At 31.9% G+C, this 19,701-nt stretch carries 12 protein-coding genes, 1 tRNA gene and 2 rRNA genes (1 of these 15 only partly in view); 2 read left to right on the forward strand and 13 right to left on the reverse strand.

Annotated elements, in window-relative coordinates; all coding sequences use genetic code 11:
• Positions 1-18: 18 nt before the first annotated feature.
• The gene (locus BV55_RS0101540) at positions 19-2,142 is read right to left on the reverse strand and encodes a urocanate hydratase (protein WP_084170469.1); all 2,124 of its coding nucleotides are present in this window, start codon (positions 2,140-2,142) and stop codon (positions 19-21) included.
• 402 nt (positions 2,143-2,544) lie between these two features.
• On the opposite strand from BV55_RS0101540, the gene BV55_RS0101545 reads away from it, so the two are divergent.
• Positions 2,545-3,039 carry a LiaI-LiaF-like domain-containing protein gene (locus BV55_RS0101545; RefSeq protein WP_029450968.1) on the forward strand — a complete coding sequence of 165 codons (495 nt, stop codon included), beginning with the start codon at positions 2,545-2,547 and terminating at the stop codon, positions 3,037-3,039.
• Between the two features lie 11 nt (positions 3,040-3,050).
• Here the strand turns inward: BV55_RS0101545 and BV55_RS0101550 are convergent, their stop codons facing one another.
• The 3 genes from BV55_RS0101550 to yedF all read right to left on the reverse strand — a co-directional run bounded on the left by BV55_RS0101550 (position 3,051) and on the right by yedF (position 6,829).
• Complete coding sequence (locus tag BV55_RS0101550) at positions 3,051-5,042, reverse strand: fructose-bisphosphatase class III (RefSeq protein WP_029450969.1); 1,992 nt, start codon at positions 5,040-5,042, stop codon at positions 3,051-3,053.
• Positions 5,043-5,195: 153 nt separating this feature from the next.
• Positions 5,196-6,077: a diacylglycerol/lipid kinase family protein gene (locus BV55_RS0101555; RefSeq protein ID WP_029450970.1), complete on the reverse strand. Its 882-nt coding sequence runs from the start codon at positions 6,075-6,077 to the stop codon at positions 5,196-5,198.
• A gap of 173 nt (positions 6,078-6,250) precedes the next feature.
• Positions 6,251-6,829 (reverse strand): sulfurtransferase-like selenium metabolism protein YedF, encoded by a 579-nt coding sequence (yedF, locus tag BV55_RS0101560; protein ID WP_029450971.1) that lies wholly within the window; start codon positions 6,827-6,829, stop codon positions 6,251-6,253.
• 264 nt (positions 6,830-7,093) lie between these two features.
• Here yedF and BV55_RS0101565 point away from each other — a divergent pair, with 264 nt between their 5' ends.
• Positions 7,094-8,938 carry an LTA synthase family protein gene (locus BV55_RS0101565; RefSeq protein ID WP_051652362.1) on the forward strand — a complete coding sequence of 615 codons (1,845 nt, stop codon included), beginning with the start codon at positions 7,094-7,096 and terminating at the stop codon, positions 8,936-8,938.
• A 120-nt stretch (positions 8,939-9,058) separates the two neighbouring features.
• Here BV55_RS0101565 and BV55_RS0101570 read toward each other — a convergent pair whose 3' ends face one another.
• The 9 genes from BV55_RS0101570 to BV55_RS0101610 all read right to left on the reverse strand — a co-directional run.
• Complete coding sequence (locus BV55_RS0101570; RefSeq protein WP_029450973.1) at positions 9,059-10,411, reverse strand: TldD/PmbA family protein; 1,353 nt, start codon at positions 10,409-10,411, stop codon at positions 9,059-9,061.
• A gap of 15 nt (positions 10,412-10,426) precedes the next feature.
• Positions 10,427-11,806, reverse strand: coding sequence for a TldD/PmbA family protein (locus BV55_RS0101575; RefSeq protein ID WP_029450975.1), 1,380 nt, complete (start codon positions 11,804-11,806; stop codon positions 10,427-10,429).
• A gap of 126 nt (positions 11,807-11,932) precedes the next feature.
• The gene (locus BV55_RS0101580; protein WP_029450977.1) at positions 11,933-13,399 is read right to left on the reverse strand and encodes a hypothetical protein; all 1,467 of its coding nucleotides are present in this window, start codon (positions 13,397-13,399) and stop codon (positions 11,933-11,935) included.
• 45 nt (positions 13,400-13,444) lie between these two features.
• The gene (locus BV55_RS0101585; RefSeq protein WP_029450979.1) at positions 13,445-14,869 is read right to left on the reverse strand and encodes a sensor histidine kinase; all 1,425 of its coding nucleotides are present in this window, start codon (positions 14,867-14,869) and stop codon (positions 13,445-13,447) included.
• Complete coding sequence (locus BV55_RS0101590; protein WP_029450980.1) at positions 14,853-15,554, reverse strand: response regulator transcription factor; 702 nt, start codon at positions 15,552-15,554, stop codon at positions 14,853-14,855. Before BV55_RS0101590 ends, BV55_RS0101585 begins: the two co-directional genes overlap by 17 nt.
• Before the next feature lie 164 nt (positions 15,555-15,718).
• On the reverse strand, positions 15,719-16,681 hold the full coding sequence (locus tag BV55_RS0101595) for a polysaccharide deacetylase family protein (protein WP_051652363.1): 963 nt from the start codon (positions 16,679-16,681) through the stop codon (positions 15,719-15,721).
• A gap of 252 nt (positions 16,682-16,933) precedes the next feature.
• Positions 16,934-17,008: transfer RNA gene (locus tag BV55_RS0101600), tRNA-Asn, on the reverse strand.
• 29 nt (positions 17,009-17,037) lie between these two features.
• Positions 17,038-17,154 (reverse strand): 5S ribosomal RNA (gene rrf / locus BV55_RS0101605).
• A gap of 183 nt (positions 17,155-17,337) precedes the next feature.
• Positions 17,338-19,701, reverse strand: a 23S ribosomal RNA gene (locus tag BV55_RS0101610); it runs 540 nt beyond the window's last position.

Below are 19,701 nucleotides of genomic sequence, written 5' to 3' on the forward strand. Positions count from 1 at the left end.
TTAAAGCCTTATTAATTATTATTTCCAACCCTTTATATTTTCTTTCTTAATTATTATTTTTTCTTTAATTAATTCAACTTCTTCTTTTGTTTTTAATTTTAATTCTTCTGATTTTATCTTTTTAAATGATTCTTCTATAACTGCCATTACTAGCTCTTCTCTTGGTATAAAAGGTAAGGTTATGTGCTCTTCCCCAGACCTCATTTTATTATATTCTATACTTGTGCTTATAGAATTTTCATTTCTAGCCCAGGCTCTTCTTGCAACTCCTCCCATTACATCCCATGGTATAGCACTTTTAATTATGTTATCAACCCTAGTACTGCCATCTAAAACTAACCCAAAACCTCCATTAATGGACTTTCCGATTCCAACTCCACCGCCATTATGAAGAGCTACAAGACTCATTCCTCTAGCAGCATTTCCAGCATAACATTGAATAGCCATATCTGCCATTATATTACTTCCATCTTTTATATTAGATGTTTCTCTAAATGGTGAATCTGTTCCACTTACATCATGATGATCTCTACCGAGCATTATAGGGCCAACTTCTCCTTTTCTAACCATCTCATTAAACTTTAATGCAATGTTGGTTCTTCCCATAGCATCTTGATATAATATTCTAGCTTCTGTTCCAACTACAAGTTTGTTCTTTTCTGCATTTTTTATCCACATATAATTATCTCTATCTTGTGCTCTTCTATTTGGATCAATACAATCCATGGCAGCCTTATCGGTCTTTATAAGGTCTTTATGATCACCACTTAAGCATACCCATCTAAATGGTCCATATCCGTAATCAAATAGTTCAGGTCCCATTATATCTTCTACGTAAGATGGGAATATAAATCCATCCTTTTCATCTACACCGTTTTTAACTATTTCTTTCACTCCTGCATCATAAACAGCCTTCATGAAAGAATTTCCATAATCAAAGAAATATGTCCCCCTATCCACTAAAATCTTTATAAATTCAAAATGTTTTCTAAGACTAGCATCAACTAAAGTCTTAAACTTTTCTCTATCTTCTTTTAGTAGTTTTGTTCTTTCATCAAAGCTCACTCCTTGAGGACAATATCCGCCTTCATAAACTGCATGACAAGAAGTTTGATCTGATAATAATTCTATATGAAAATGATTTTCTACAGCATATTGTAGTAAATCTACTATATTTCCATGATAAGCTATTGATATAGGCTCTTTTTTATCCATGTATTCTTTGGCTAAATCACATACTTCCTTTAAATCTGAAGATACCTTGCTTACCCATCCTTGCTTGAATCTAGTTTCTATTCTAGAATAGTCTACCTCTGCAACTATTCCTACTCCACCAGATATTTCTATAGCCTTTGGTTGTGCTCCACTCATGCCACCAAGTCCTGAAGAAACAAATATATGACCTCTTAGATCTTCATCTGGACCTACTCCCAGCTTTTGTCTTCCCGCATTTAATATAGTATTAAATGTTCCATGGACTATACCTTGAGGTCCTATATACATCCAACCGCCAGCAGTCATTTGTCCATAATTTGCCACCCCCATTTGCATAGCATAATGCCAGTCTTCGTTATTATCAAACATGCCTACCATTAAGGCGTTAGTTATTATAACCCGTGGAGCTTCAGGTTTTGATTGGAAAAGACCTAATGGATGTCCAGACTCTATAACTAAAGTTTGATTTTCTGTCATCTCTTCTAGATATTTCATTATTAATCTATATTGCATCCAATTTTGACACACTTGTCCTGTCTCACCATAGGTTACAAGTTCATAAGGGTAAAGTGCTATATCAAAATCCAGGTTATTGTCTATCATAACCTGAAAAGCTTTACCTTCTATACAATTCCCTTTATATTCATTTATAGGTTTACCGTGAATTCTTCCCTGTGGTCTATATCTGTATCCATATATTCTTCCACGAGTTCTAAGTTCCTCCATAAACTCAGGAGCCAAAGTTTCATGATATTTTTCTGGTATGTATCTTAAGGCATTTTTTAAGGCTATTTGTGTTTGAGCCTTAGTAAGTGTAAAGCCTCTATCTGGAGCTCGTCTTATACCCTCCTTAAATTCAATAGACTTTGGAAGTTCATCATCTAATTTTATTGTCATAGCTTCTAAAATATCTACATTACTTATCATAGCAACCAACCCTTCTTAAATATTATAAATATTCTCAAGTATTAAAATATACTCATAATTACATTTTATATGTTAAATTCAGAATAATCCACACATTATTCAAAACTTAATTTTTTTTCTTATATAAAAAAGATATTAATGTTTTATAAAAGGATTTAATATAATCTATAGGAATTATTAATAAACTCATAAAATTTTAGCAATAATTCAAAGATCTTTTTTTATATACTATTAAAAATACGGCTCACTTAATAAAGCTTATAACTATTTTTATAGATATTATCCATAAATTATGACTATAGTCACCTAACCCATAAAAGAATTATTACTTTAAGCATTTTACAAATGTTATAACTTGTAATAGAATTTATATATATAAACTTTGCAAAGGAGTGAATCTTTATGAAGAAAGGTAACATTATCTTTGGTATTATATTGATACTTTTGGGATTGTCCGCCTTAATAAATAGAATATTTTTTATAGACATACTTAGCTTTAGAAATCTTTGGCCCCTATTCCTTCTAGTTCCTGGCATACTTTTCGAGGTAAAATACTTTGAAACACGAAAAGATCCAGGAATGTTAGTTCCTGGAGGAATACTTACTACTTTAGGCACATTATTTTTAATAGAAAACATTTCAAGCTTTCATTTTAAAAAATATATATGGCCACTTTACCCGCTTTCTGTAGCTATTGGATTATTTCAATTATATTGGTTTGGAAATAGGGAAAAGGGACTTTTAATTCCCATATTTATACTTACTATAGTTTCCGTTATGTCAATACTAAATCAAGTGTTCAATAAATTCTTTTATTGGATGGATTATAAACTTCTTTTCCCAGTTATTTTAATTGGAATTGGATTATATGTACTATTTAACGAAATGAAAAGATAGAGATAAAATCTCTATCTTTTTTCTTTTATAAGCCCTTTTCTATAGGCTAGAAGTAACATCTTTAAGTCTTTAATTTGCTTTTTTAACTCTTCACCTACATCTGTATCTGCTACAGTCTTTCTTTCTACATTTTGTTCTAAAACTACCATAGATGATAAAATATCAGTTTCTTCTATTATTGCAGCTTCCGTAGACTTAAAGGGTTCATGTGAAACTAGCTGAAGTCCAAAGGAATTATAGATTAATGTGTATCCTGCAATTCCAGTTTTTCTTTGGTATGCCCTTGAAAACCCGCCATCTATAACTAAAAGCTTTCCATTTGCTTTTATAGGACTTTCCCCATTTTTCTTTTGCACAGGCATATGTCCATTTATTATATGAGAATTAACATTATCCATGTTAAACTCTTCTAATATTCTATTGCACGCACTTTCTTCATCTCTATATTTATAATAAGAATTTTTAGGTTCCTTATGAGCTTCTTCATCTTCTATAAAATATCTTTCAAATGTAGTCATCTTATCCTTTCCAAATAAAGGAGAAAATGGGCCCGTCCATAAATACCATATAGTGTCTAAACCATACTGCTTAGCTGTTGAATTAATTTTATAAAAGTAAGCTTCCCTTGCTAATCTATCAAATTCATCCAAAAGTGCCTTACCCTTAAATTTTTTGTTTTTTAACGTAACTTTAGTAAAGCTTCCGTCTTCATTTAGCGGAATACATCCATGGAAAAGTAAGTTAGAATTATGTCTTAAATATATACTGCCTTTTGCAAAAAGAAATCTTACATGTTTTTGTAACTTTTCACTATTTATAAAAGAAGACTTTAACTTTTCTATTAAGATTTCCTCATCTTCAGTTAGTTTATAAGGATCTTTAGGATCTATAGTTGGAAAGTTACTATCTGTTAATTTGTAAACCTTGCCATCTATCTCTATAGTACCCTCTTCATAATTTATATTGTTTAATAATAGCCTATCCTCCATATGAAACTCTGGCCTTTTTTCTATTACTTTTTTCTCTAATTTAAACTGTATTATAGCTATAGCTTTATGCATTTTTGATAGTAAATTTATTTCATTTAAACTGTATGCTGTTTCACAATCAAAACGTGGCTTAAAGTATACACACTCATCATTTCTATAATGCTCTAATGCAAAGGTTGCAAGAGGTAGCATGTTTATTCCATATCCATCCTCTACAGTATCTAAATTTGCATATCTTGCTGAAATTCTAAGAACACTTGCTATACAAACTTCTGATCCTGCTGCTGCTCCCATCCATAATATATCATGATTTCCCCACTGAATGTCCACTGCATGATAATCAATTAATGTATCTAATATTATATGTGCCCCAGGACCTCTATCAAATATATCACCTACAATGTGAAGTCTATCTATAACTAGTCTTTGAATTAATTTAGATAAAGCTATAATAAACTCCTTTGCCCTATCAAGGCATATTATTGTATTGATTATTTCATTATAATATTCCTGTTTATCTACTCTGCCAGGCTCTTCATGAAGTAATTCTTCTATTATATAAGAAAAATCTTTAGGTAGGGCTTTTCTTACTTTAGATCTTGTATATTTTGATGATGCATATCTACAAATTTCTATAAGCCTATATAAAGTTATCCTATACCAGTCATCTATATTTTCTTCTTCTTTTAAGATTATCTCTAATTTCTGTTCCGGATAATATATAAGTGAAGCTAAACTCTTTTTTTCTGATTCTCTTAATGAGTTTCCAAATATATCATCTATCTTTCTTTTTATAACTCCTGAACCATTTTTTAACACGTGCAAAAAGGGCTCATATTCGCCATGAATATCAGTTAAAAAATGTTCCGTTCCTTTTGGAAGATTTAATATTGCTTGTAAATTAATTATTTCAGTACTAGCTTTTGCAATTGTAGGATACTGATTTGCTAAAAGGTTTAAATATCTAAGATCATTTTTAACCTCGTTAGCTGAAGGTTCATACATAAATGCCATTTATACCCCTCCGCCTTAATATTAAAATATATAGTATATTACATATCAGTATTATACTATACTATTTAGGTACATTCTATAACTTTTATACTTATTATTAGTATAAAAAAATACTTCTTTTAAGAAGTATTTCTTTAAAATTAACTTTCTTGTTTAATTATTTGGTTTTACTATGCTTATATGTTGTTTTTCAACGCCTATATGAATCTCATTGTTATTTAATATCTCTCCATCCATATTAATAGGAAAACTTTCTTTACCTTTAATAAGTATGCTTTCACATTTCAAAAATTCTACCTCTTCTATTTCTCCATGTGTACCTATTATTAGCTTTGGAAATAATCTAAGTACCCGCCACATGCTCATATTATTAACAATACATATATCTAAAAATCCATCAGTAACTTTTGCATCTGGTGCAACTTTCATTCCTCCACCATAGTACTTTCCATTAGCTATAGCAATTAAAAGAATCCTTCTTTTTATAGTAACTCCATCTATAAGGATATCGACATCTATTCCTTTAAATTTGTACATAGTTAAAAATATACTGAAAAGGTAAGCTAACTTTCCACTTATAAAAGGCTTTTGCTTTAAATGTCTTGCATTTTGTGTAACAGCAGCATCAAATCCTACGGACGCTATATTAATAAAATACTTTTTATTAATTTTTCCTAAATCCATAAATTCTTCGGCACCTTCAATAGTTCTTCTAAGTATATCTTTATGATTCCCACCTTCCATAATACTTTTTATAAAATCATTTCCTGTTCCAGCTGGAATAACTGCAAGACTACTATTGCTACCTATGATACCATTTAAAACCTCATTTAATGTTCCATCGCCACCAATGGAATACACTCTATAATCATTTCTAGCCACATACTCCCTTACTAAACTTGTTGCATGGCCTTCCCTTTCAGTTGTTTCTATAAAATACTCTTCTTCATCTTTAAAATAATCTTTTATTTCTTTAATAAAGGTAACAGCCTTTCCCTTACCAGCTTTAGGATTTATTATGAATAAATGTTTCATTGATTTTCCCCTTTAAGTTAAGTTTAGAATCTTTATTATAGTATATAATATTATGTTAGGTCTATTGTAATATAAGTTATAGTATATAAAAAGAACTTTAAAAAAGCTTCTCAATATAATATTGAAAAGCTTTTAACACCTAATCCTAATTTTTAATATAAAAGTCTATAATTTTATAATTTAATCGTATTATCAGACTTGTTCATAGTTTCTACTATTGTATACATATTGGAAATATCTCCTATAAGCAAATCATCTTTTAGATTATAAAAATCAAGGCATGTACCACAACTAGTGATATTTACTCCCTTATTTTTTAACTCCTCTAAACTATCTATAACACTAGAACCTTTTGTAGTAAGTTTAACTCCAGAGTTTAAGAATATAATGTCTGATGGCATATCATCACTTTCAGACAAAGCGTACATATAACTTTTCATGAGATTTGCTCCTAGAACTTCCTCTCCTTCTCCAAGTTTATCCGTACCTACAACTATTACTAACTTTTTATCAAACTTCATAATTTCACAATGGCAATCTTCTTTAGTTATGTTTATATTAAATAACCCTTCTGAATCTACTGCCTTATATTTATATCCATTACTTTGTGCAAATTTACATATATTATTTTTTGCAACTTCGTTATCTACGATTATTAAAGCTTCGCCTTCCTTTATAGAATCAAAATACTTTTTAGTATTTATAACAGGCTGTGGACATTTAAGACCTTTACAATCAATTGTGTGTATCACATTAATTCACCTCTTATTTTAATAGTTTAAAACATAGCTTTATTATAACATCAATAATCAAATTGGCTTATTGCTTTTTTAAATACCTTTAAGCAAACCTATTTGATAATATAATAAAGCTTATTTATATAGCTAATTTAATATTTTCTAATTTAATTTATTAAATGTATCGCCTTTTCCTTCACTTTATTTAAATTGTGTCTTATAATTATATAGTTAGACAGTTAATAATAAATTAATATAATTAAAACTTCATTAAAAAGGATGGTTGATATGTTAAATAAAACGCCAACATCGCACAACAAAGGTAGTGTACATAGAGGGATATTGTTCTTCATTACATTATTTAGTATCACTTTTAAGTGTATTCTTTTCCTATCGTTTATTAATAATAAGAACACCTACAGTTTTAATTTAGCCTTAGGATTTAAATCTTCAATTTATTTTTTAAATTATTATTTGGCATTTATAATGCTTTTCATGTCATTTTACTTTTTATTTAAAAATAAAGGTCATATAAAATATCTTATATCTATAAACAGTATTTTAACATTATTTATATTAGTAGACCTTTGGTACTTTAGAGGTTTTAATACTGTTCCATCACTTACTATAATAAAACAGACTGCTAATTTAGATAATCTTTCTGGTAGTGTTTTTTCTATGTTAAGCAAATATGATCTATTATTTGTATTAGATTTAATAATTTTAAGTTTATGGACTTTAAAACATAAAAATATTTATATAGGTGGGAAAAGGCACCTAGGCCTTTTCTTTGGTACAATTATCGTTACTCTTAGTTTTATTTTTTATGTACCTTTTTCTACAGAAATACTAAAAAAAGATAATGATAGAAGTTACCTTTTTTCAATGTATGATGCCACTGACACTACTACATATTTTTCTCCTATAGGATATCATATCTTCAATGCTTATTCTGTATGGCAAAATTCAAAGACCTTAGAACTTACTACTGAAGAAAAATCAGAAATTGATAAATGGTATAAGGATAAATTTGAAGACATTCCTGATAACCAATACCAAGGGCTTTTTAAGGATAAAAATTTAATTTTAATTCAAGTAGAATCTTTAGAGAACTTTGTTATAAATGAAAAAGTAGAGGATAAGGAAATAACTCCAAATTTAAATAAATTATTAGCTAATAGTATATACTTTCCCAATATAAATGAACAAGTTAATGAGGGTACAAGCTCTGATTCTGATTTGATGACAAATACATCTATTTATCCCTTAAGGCAGGGTAGTACTTTCTTTAATTATCCTAATAATACTTATAATTCCTTACCATTACTTTTAGAAGAAATGGGTTATGAAACTTTAGCTATTCACCCTGATAAGGGAGCCTTTTGGAATTGGATGGAAGGTCTTAAAGGAGTAGGTTTTAAGAAATGCATAGATTCTCATGACTTTGAAATAGATGAAGTTATTGGACTTGGTCTTAGTGATGCTTCTTATTTTAGGCAAATTGTTCCTATTCTTAAAAATCAAAATCAACCTTTTTATAGTTTCATGGTTACATTAACTAGTCATGGTCCCTTTGATTTACCTAAAGAATATAAGGAATTAAATTTAAGTGAAGATCTAGATAATAATGTACTTGGTGGATATTTTGAAAGTGTACATTATACTGATAAACAGATAGGATTGTTTTTGCAAAACCTAGAAGCTGAAGGTCTATTAAATAATACTGTTGTGGCTATAACCGGTGATCATACCGGTGTTCATAAGTACTATAATGATCAAGTTCAAAAATTAGAATCTCCAGACCCTAAGTGGCTTAATGTGGACAATCATATACCTTTTATAATATACGATAAATCCTTTGAAGAGCCGCAAAAATTAGAGGTTACAGGTGGACAAATAGATCTTATGCCTACCCTAGCTTATCTTATGGGTATAAATGAAATATCTTATAATTCTACAGTTATGGGACGAAATCTTTTAAAAACAGAAAAGGATTATTCTATTCTTACAAATAAAGATTTTGTAGGGACCTCTGTAGACATGAAAGAGCATTCTATTAAAGCCCTAGAGATATCCGATAAGATAATAAAAAGCAATTACTTTGAAAAAGATGATAATAATTAAAAAATTATGATGATTAAAGAAGACACCTGAAGTTTATTTAAACTTCAGGTGTCTTCTTAATGTAATACTTAAATTTAAAATAAGTTCTAAAATTTTTTAAAAATAAAAAGTATTTTAATTTTATTTTCCTGCTACAGATAATGATTTTATAACTACTGATGGAGATCCAAAATTAGCTCCCATGGGTATAGTAAATTCTAAATCCTCACCTATATATTCTATATCTTTAAGCAATTCAAAAAAGTTTCCTGCTACTGTTATTTGTTCTATAGGCTCTGCACTTTTACCAAGCTTTATAGAAAACCCTTTAGCGGCTAATGAAAAGTCTCCAGTAATTGCATTAGCGCCAGCATGTGTTCCTTCAATATCCGTTATTAATATACCTTCTCCTACATAATTTAGTACATCTTCAAAAGTACTCTTACCTTTTTCTATATAGCAATTAGTTGGAGCAATACTAATGGACGATGCAAAAGAAGATTTATAAGCATTTCCTGTACTCTTTTTTCCTTCTTTAGTTGCTGATTTTAAGTTATATAAAAGAGTATTTAAATATCCATCTTTAATCATATATTTCTTATATGTGGCTACAGCCTCTGCATCAAATGGTGTGGATGCAAAGCTACCTTCTAAATGTGGATCATCTACTAGACTTACTATAGGATTTGCTATGATTCTTCCTTCTTTTCCCTTTAATAAGGATAGTCCCTTTTCAGCATTTTCTGCACTAAATGCACCTATAAATGTACTTAACATCATAGCCATTACATCATTTTTTAAGACTATTTTATAATTACCACTATTTACAGTTTCTCCACCTACCCTATCTAAGGCCATTCCTACAGATTCTTTTGCTAACATCTTAATATCTAATTCTTTAAAATCTTGCGTTATCTTAAATTTAAATCCATCATATTTTATGTCCTTTTCCTTAATTACTGGAACTACATAAGCTGATATAAAATTTTGTTTATTATCTAATTCTATCCCCTTTGAATTCATTATCCCATATTCTATGGTTGAAGATTCTAATTCGCACCCTGCTATTGTTTCAACCTTTTCATGAAAGTTTAAAGTTTTACTTTCCAAATCTTTTATAAAATCTATCTTTTGTTTTGTAGATATATTGCTTAATTCCTCATTGTAACAATTTAACTTAACATAATCTTGTTTCTCTCCGTATATAATTTCTTCTTCATTATTATCTATAGAAACAGCACTTTGTTTTGCACTTTCTAACAATGTATCTATAGCCTCTTCATCTATTAGTTCAGTATAAGAGTATCCCATATTTCCCTTATATATACCCCTAAAGCTTATACCCATAGTTGTATTTACACTATATTTATCTATATCACCTTTGTACACTCCTATACTAAGATTATCATCTTTACTATAATATATTTCAAATTCAGAAAATCCAGCATCTTTTGCTCTTTCAAATATTATTTCTTTAATAAATTTTATATCCATAGCTTATCCCCCCTTTTACCTTCCACCTACAGTTATATTAGATACTCTAATGAGAGGTTGTCCTACATTTGTAGGTATACTGCCACTAGAAGAGCCACACATTCCTTGCCCCTGTGCTAAGTTTTTGCCTACCATATCTATGTTCATAAGTATCTCTGATCCTTTACCAATCAAACTAGCTCCTCTTACTGGTTCTTGAATTTTACCATTTTTAATTAAGTAACCTTCTGCTACAGCAAAGTTAAATTCTCCTGTTATAGGGTTTACAGATCCTCCACCCATCTTTTTAGCATAAAGTCCTTCATCAATTGAAGCTAATATATCATCATTATCGTCATTACCATTGTCAATATAGGTATTAGTCATTCTAGAAGTTGGAGCGTATCTATAAGATTCTCTTCTTGAACTTCCTGTCTCCTCCATATTCATTCTTCTAGCGTTAAGTTTATCTATCATATAACTTTTTAATATTCCATCTTCTATTAATACATTTCTTCTTGTTTTGGTGCCTTCATCATCTATATTTAATGAACCCCATAAATTCTTCATTGTACCATCATCTATAGCTGTTACCTTAGTGGATGCTATCTGCTTACCCATCTTATCACAAAATACAGAATTTCCTTTGGCTACAGAAGTTGCTTCTAATGCATGGCCACAAGCTTCATGAAATATAACTCCACCAAAACCATTTTCAATAGCTACCATCATCTTTCCCGCTGGACAGTTTTTTGCATGAAGCATTGTAACTGCACTTTTACTAGCTTCCTTTGCTAAATGTTCTACATCTACACTATCAAACATTTCAAATCCCATAAATCTACCCGGTGCTTCAAACCCTACTTGATTTTCTATTCCATTACTTGCAATAGAATTTATATGAATTCTCGTTCTTATCCTTCTATCTTGTGTAAATAGACCATCACTATTTGCAATAAGAACCTTTTGATCTTTGTCTAAATAATTTACTATAACTTGCGTTATTTCTTTGCTATAGTCTTTGGCTGATTTGTATGTCCTTTTCATTACTTCTATTTTATTTGCATTTTGTATAGTTGAAGGCACATAAAGTATTGGATGAATATTTGTATTTATTCTTTCCATAATATTTATAGCTACCTCTTCCTTTAATTCCCCTATGGCACAAGATGCCTTATATGCTGTTTCTAGCATCCCCTCAACACTTTTGTCATTTGTATAGGCATAAACACTTTTGAACCCTTTAAATATCCTTATTCCTATTCCAAAGTCTCTTCCTGCAACAGCACCGTCTATCTTCCCATTTACTAATGATATGTTATTATTTATACTATCTTCCACAAAAATTTCAGCAAAATCTCCACCTGTACTTAAAGCCTTCCCTAGAACTTGCTTAATTATATTCTTTTCTAACACCTAATCAGTCCCCCTAATAATTTTAATGTGAAATAAAGCAGATATATCTTATAGACATCTGCTTTTAATTTTACACTATTGTAGGAATATTCTCAATTCCCTTATTTTATTACTATGTATATATGATTATCTAAACACCTTGTCCCATTTATAAACAAATTCGTCTAATGCCCATTCTGCCATAATCACACTTTCTTCTTCATTTAATTTAACCTTTTTTAAAGGCCTTTCACCTAATTCACCATTTTCAATAGAATACACAAATAGGCTATTCTTTGAAATAAGTATTGCTATATCACTATTTGGAGAAGTATACGCATCTAAAGCCTCTGGCATTCTTTCTTTTATTTTATTCCACGGGACTTTTAATTCATCATAAACTATAAGCCTTTTAGATGGCAATATCTTTATATCATAGTCTAAAAACAATTTCTCATCATTAGACTTTGGTTTAGCTCTACCTTTAAATGCCCAATGGCCATTTTTTCTAACCACAGTAAAGCTTTCTTCATTTAAATTAGTCTCTAATTTAGATTTTAAGTCTTTATTAGATTCTATGGCTGATTTAAATGACTTTTCTTGGACAACCTTTCCTTCAGCCCCTTCAATATCTACTATCTTTAAGCCCTTTTCTTGTTGAATATTATCTAAAGGTAAAACTACATATTCATCTGATACTATAGACTTATTTTTATCATTTTTAATAGATTCTAAAGCAATATAATCATTACTTATAAAATTTACATTTCTATAAATATTGTTATCAGCATCTTTAAAGTAATCTCTAATATATTTATCTTCTTTGTATCCATACGTCTTCACATAAACAGTTTCATTTTCATATCCATTAACTAAATCTTTTTTTACACCTAACTCCCAAAATCCTGATATTCTAGGAAATATTACATTAGGTTTTTCTTTTATTTTGATGTCACTTTTATCTGTACTTGAAATCCATAAAGTCCTATAACCACTTTCATTTATATCTCCGTTTTCCGACTGGTTTCTCTGACTTCTTAAACCAATCATTACTCCAGATCTTTTATTTTTATCAATATCTTGAGTTTCTTCTCCCATAGTATTATTTGAGTATGACTGTCTAACATCTTTATCTATTAAATTACTTCTTTTGCTTGCAAAATAACATATTCCATCAGAAAAAAACATCAATTTATTTTCATCATATTTTATATATTCATACAAAACCTTACCTTCTAAGCTTGCGGATATAACCTCTAATTCATCTTTATCTATCCCTAAGCCTTTAGGATTAATTTCACTATGATTGAAAAAGTAATTATGTGTATTTACTCTTCTATACTTATATTTTACATCTTCATATACATCTCCACCAACATATAAAAAATTATTATCTATTTGAATATAAGTATTTAAGTATTTGTTTAACTTATGATTTTTAACTTTTCCCTGTCTCATAATTTTATAATCATCTATATACCACTTTCCTTTAATCATTAAATCCTTATTTTCAGGTGATATTATTTTTGATGTGGATTTAAACTCAATAGGATTACATCCCGATAGAATAACTATTAATGAAAAGGACATTATTATAATATAAATTTTTCGCATCTTCCCCTCCTAATGTACCACTAATTAAGATACTAGATACTTAATTTACATACTTATAGCTACTTTATCTTTTAGTGGAAGTATAACTTTTACTACAGTTCCATTCCCTTCTTCACTTTCAATAATAAATTTACCTTCATGAAGCTTTATTATTTCATCACAAATAGAAAGACCTATTCCATTTTGTGATTTACTGCTTTTTCCTTTATAAAACTTTTCTTTTATCCTTGGTAAGTCTTTTTTACTTATTCCACTCCCAGTATCGCTAATTACAACATTTAACTCATTATCTTTAGCATAAGCCTCTATAATTACTTTTCCTTCTCTTGGTGTGAATTTAAGTGCATTATCTAATAAATTTATAAAGACTTGTTTCATTCTATTTACATCTAAATGAACTTTAGGTATGTTGTCTTCTACTGATACCACAAGATCTACTCCCTCTCTTTCTGCCCTTGGTCTCATATATCTATCAATATAACTTATCATATCAATAATATCTATACTTACCTTTTGAAGTGAAACTTTTCCTGATACAAACTTAGAAAAGTCTAAGAGCTCTTCCACCATCTCAGTAAGTCTGTCACATTCTTTTTCAATTATGCTTAAGCCATCTTTTATAACTTCTTTATCTTCCAAATCATAACCTAGCGTTACAGTCCATCCTTTTATTGATGTAAGAGGGGTTCTCAGTTCATGTGATACGGATGAAATAAATTCATTCTTAAGTTTATCCTTTTTTAATATTTCTTCTGCCATATAATTTAATGTATCAGATAATTTACCAATTTCATCATCTTTAACCTTAGTATTTCTTATATAATAATTTCCTTCTGCCATTTGCTCTGCAGTTGTAGTAAGTTCTTTTACTGGGTATATTATGTTCTTAGCAGCAAACCAAGTTACTATACCTGATATGATAAGAACCACTGAACCTACCATTACGAATACAAATGAAATAGCATATATTGAGTTTTCAACCTCCTCCATAGATGATATAAATCTAATAACTCCAACAATTTCATCATAAGATTTTAGTGGGTAAGAGACTGCCATTACTTTATGATTATAATAATTTACATTTCCAATCCACTTTCCCTTTTCACCATCAATAGCTTTTTTAACATCTATGGATTTTATATATTCTTCTGAAGTAGCACCTAATGAATCCATTATAAGCTTGCCATCAGTATTTAATATTTGTACTTGTGCATTGGTTTGTTTCCAAAATACATCTACATTATCAAGTATATTTTCTTCTAAAGTAGAGTTCGAAAAATAACTGTTATAAAGATCTGCTGATACCATTACTTGATTTGTAATAATATCTTCAGTATTTTTATAAAAATATTGGCGAACAAAAGTAATAAGTGACACTTCTAAAATTGATATAGTAAACAATATTATTACAAGTAATTTTAATGTCAGTCTCACTCTAATACTTTGATCCACTTTAAATATCTTTTTCATTATTCCACCTATATCCTGTTCCCCAAATAGTTTGTATATATTTAGGCTCTGAAGGATCTTCTTCTATCTTAGTTCTTAATCTTCTTATATTAACATCTACTATTTTTGGATCTCCAAAATAATCATATCCCCAAATTATATTTAATAATTCATCTCTAGTAAAGGCCTTTCCCGGACTTTCTATAAACAATTTAAATAATAAATATTCTTTAGGTGTAATATATATTTCTTTCGTACCTTTATACAATTTTTGTGAATACAAGTCTAGTTTAAAACCATTTCTTTCAACAACTTCTTTATCTTTAAATACATCTTTAGTTTCAATTCTTCTAATTATTGCCTTAACTCTAAGCATCAATTCTATTGGATTAAAAGGTTTACTTAAATAATCATCAGCACCTTGTTCTAAACCCATTATTCTATCCATATCCTGATTTCTAGCAGTAAGCATAATTATACCCATATCAGGAAACCTATCTCTTAGTTCCTTACACAATGTAAATCCATCTTTGCCTGGCAGCATAACATCTAAAACTGCAATATGAGGATTTTCTAACATTGCCTTTCTAAAACCTTCTTCTCCAGAACTTGCTTCGATAACAGTGAAATCATTTCTTCTAAAGTTTATTTTGAGAAAACCTCTTATACTGTTTTCATCTTCTACAATCAATACCTTTTTATCCATAAATACCTCTCTCTGTAATATAATAAAAGAGAAGTCTATTTCAACTTCTCTTTTATTATATCATAATTTTTCTTTAACATTATGAAAATACTTAATATATAGTAACCTATTGTAATTTATAGTAATATTGTAATTTGCTTATTATTAATTATTATTTAAAATATCTAATTTAAAGTCCTAAATTCATATCCTTCGTTTTTAAAGTGTTGGATTATCTTTGTTAAAGCTTCAGCTGTAGTTTCTTTTCCATAGGTATCGTGCATAAGCATTACAACCTTGTCCTTATTTTTACTTGTACTTATAGCCTTTTCAATTAATTCTTCAGGTTTCCTCTTTTTACTTTCTGCATCTCCATTTAATGCATTCCAATCCACAGGTACTATATTTTTTTCTTTTAGTTTTTCTATAGCTACATCTTGCCCTTTCCAAGACATAAGTCCTCCTGGAAATCTTACAACTGTAGTTTCAAATGACTCTCCAATAACCTTTTTAATTAAAACATTATTCTTTTCAATATCTTCTAAAACCCTTGTCATATTAATATTTTTACTCGGATAAAGATATTTATAATCATGAGAATAAGTATGATTAGCAATAGCATGTCCATCATCATATTCTTGTTTTAGAACTTCTCCAGATTTTTCATTAATAGTAACACCATCTGAAGATAAACTTTTGCCTAATATAAAGAATGTAGCCTTTACATCTTCGCTTTTTAATATATTAAGTATCTGAGGTGTAACTGTGGTGGAAGGGCCATCATCAAAGGTTAAATAAATTACCTTTTTACCATCTTTAATTGCCTTACCATTTATAGCATCCTTTGCTATAGTTGCAGAATCTATCTTGTCTTGACCTTTTATTGAAGTATTTTTGTATGCTAACTCCTTTTCTTCTATCTTTTCTTTACCCTTTTTAGATGGTTTTCCAGTATCCGGTGACTTTGTTTCTTCTGATGCGGATACAGTTGAATCATTTTCACCATATTTATTTATTATAAATTGTCCTGCAATTATTCCAATTATTAATATTGATAAAACTAAAATACTAATAGCCAGATTTTTATTGTTTAGTTTTTTATTTTTTTTTAAAATAGGCTTTTGGTTCCTGTGATCTGTAATTGACATATTCCCACTCCTAATCTTTCATCAAAATGCAATAAAATAAAGTCGAATTATTTTATAACTAGTAGATGCTTGTCTTTATGTATAATGATAGCTTTTTATTATAGATTATAGATTACAAAATAGTAAAAATTCTTTTATACTTTTACATCTTTGTGGTTTAATATCCCTTTTTCTTAAAATTATGCAAAAAAATAAAGAACCTTTAACTATCATAATTAAAAGTTCTTAAAGCCTTATATTTAATTATATAATTGGCTCCGTGAAGAGGATTCGAACCTCCAACCTATCGGTTAACAGCCGAGTGCTCCACCGTTGAGCTATCACGGAACATTAATTATTGTAATCCCGAAGGATATACCCGGCGACGACTTACTCTCCCACAAGGCCTCCCTTGTAGTACCATCAGCGCTTTAGTGCTTAACCATCCTGTTCGGAATGGGAAGGGGTGTTACCACTAAGCCATAATCACCGGATGCGATTTCTGTCTAAATCTTTGATTTAGCTTACAGAATCATACTCCTCAGTTTCGCTGAGCGAGTTTCCTTATCACTTAATCTTTGATTTTATCATAGTCGCTTATGCAAATCTTGTTAAAGATTTGTATTCATTTATCTGAAAGAACCTGTTCTTTCAAAACTGCATATGGTTTAAAATATTTGGTCAAGCCCTCGACCTATTAGTATCAGTCAGCTTAATACATTACTGCACTTACACCTCTGACCTATCAACCTCGTGTTCTTCAAGGGGTCTTACTAGCTTACGCTATGGGAAATCTAATCTTGAGGTGGGCTTCACGCTTAGATGCTTTCAGCGTTTATCCCGTCCCGACATAGCTACCCAGCAATGCCACTGGCGTGACAACTGGTACACCAGAGGTCAGTCCATCCCGGTCCTCTCGTACTAGGGACAGCTCCTCTCAAATTTCCTACGCCCGCGACGGATAGGGACCGAACTGTCTCACGACGTTCTGAACCCAGCTCGCGTGCCGCTTTAATGGGCGAACAGCCCAACCCTTGGGACCTACTTCAGCCCCAGGATGCGACGAGCCGACATCGAGGTGCCAAACCTCCCCGTCGATGTGGACTCTTGGGGGAGATCAGCCTGTTATCCCCGAGGTAGCTTTTATCCGTTGAGCGATGGCCCTCCCACGAGGTACCACCGGATCACTAAGCCCGACTTTCGTCCCTGCTCCACTTGTAGGTGTCGCAGTCAGGCTCCCTTCTGCCTTTGCACTCTTCGAACGATTTCCGACCGTTCTGAGGGAACCTTTGGGCGCCTCCGTTACTTTTTAGGAGGCGACCGCCCCAGTCAAACTGCCCACCTAACAATGTCCGGCACCCAGTTTCATGGGTATCCGTTAGAACCTCAGTACTGTCAGGGTGGTATCCCAAGGGTGACTCCACTGAAGCTGACGCCCCAGTTTCTCAGTCTCCCACCTATCCTGTACAGACAATACCGAAATTCAATGCTAAGCTACAGTAAAGCTCTACGGGGTCTTTCCGTCCAATCGCGGGTAGCCAGCATCTTCACTGGCACTACAATTTCGCCGGATTTGCAGTTGAGACAGTGCCCAAGTCATTACGCCATTCGTGCGGGTCAGAACTTACCTGACAAGGAATTTCGCTACCTTAGGACCGTTATAGTTACGGCCGCCGTTTACTGGGGCTTAAGTTCATACCTTCGCTTACGCTAAGCATTCCCCTTAACCTTCCAGCACCGGGCAGGCGTCAGCCCCTATACTTCAGCTTTCGCTTTAGCAGAGACCTGTGTTTTTGCTAAACAGTTGCTTGGGCCTATTCTCTGCGGCCTACTTGCGTAGGCACCCCTTCTCCCGAAGTTACGGGGTCAATTTGCCGAGTTCCTTAACTGCAATTCTTCCGATGGTCTTAGGATTCTCTCCTCATCTACCTGTGTCGGTTTGCGGTACGGGCACTATTTTGCTCCCTAGAGGCTTTTCTTGGCAGCGTGGAATCAGATACTTCGGTCAAAATGACCTTCCCCATCACACCTCAGAATTGTCTGAACGGATTTTCCTATCCAGACTCCCTAAGTGCTTAGACTAGCATCCAATAGCTAGCACATCTTATCCTCCTGCGTCACCCCATTGGTAATAACGCTACATAGTGGTATCGGAATATCAACCGATTGTCCATCGCCTACGCCTTTCGGCCTCGGCTTAGGTCCCGACTAACCCTGGGCGGACGAACCTTCCCCAGGAAACCTTAGATTTTCGACCACTAGGATTCTCACCTAGTTCTCGCTACTTATGCCAACATTCTCACTCCTGTACCGTCCACCGCTCCTTTCGGTACGACTTCAGCCAGTACAGGACGCTCCTCTACCGCGTACATAAATGTACACCCATAGCTTCGGTGATAGATTTTAGCCCCGAACATCTTCGGCGCGGGATCTCTCGACTAGTGAGCTATTACGCACTCTTTTAATGAGTGGCTGCTTCTAAGCCAACATCCTAGTTGTCTTTGAAATCCCACATCCTTTTCCACTTAATCTATACTTTGGGACCTTAGCTGATGGTCTGGGCTGTTTCCCTTTTGACTACGGGCCTTATCACTCGCAGTCTGACTGCCGGACTAATAGTATGTGGCATTCGGAGTTTGATAGAGTTTGGTAACCTATACGGCCCCTAGCCCATTCAGTGCTCTACCTCCACTACTCATATCCGACGCTAGCCCTAAAGCTATTTCGAGGAGAACCAGCTATCTCCGGGTTCGATTGGAATTTCTCCGCTATCCACAGCTCATCCCATGGTTTTTCAACACCAATTTGGTTCGGTCCTCCACAGAATTTTACTTCTGCTTCAACCTGGCCATGGATAGGTCACCCGGTTTCGGGTCTACGACATGCAACTATTTGCCCTATTAAGACTCGGTTTCCCTTCGGCTCCGTACCTTAAGTACTTAACCTCGCTACATATCGTAACTCGTTGGCTCGTTCTACAAAAAGCACGTCATCACACACATAAGGTGCTTTGACCGGTTGTAGGCACACGGTTTCAGGTT

The organism is Clostridium algidicarnis, from assembly GCF_000703125.1.
Taxonomy (GTDB): domain Bacteria; phylum Bacillota; class Clostridia; order Clostridiales; family Clostridiaceae; genus Clostridium_L; species Clostridium_L algidicarnis.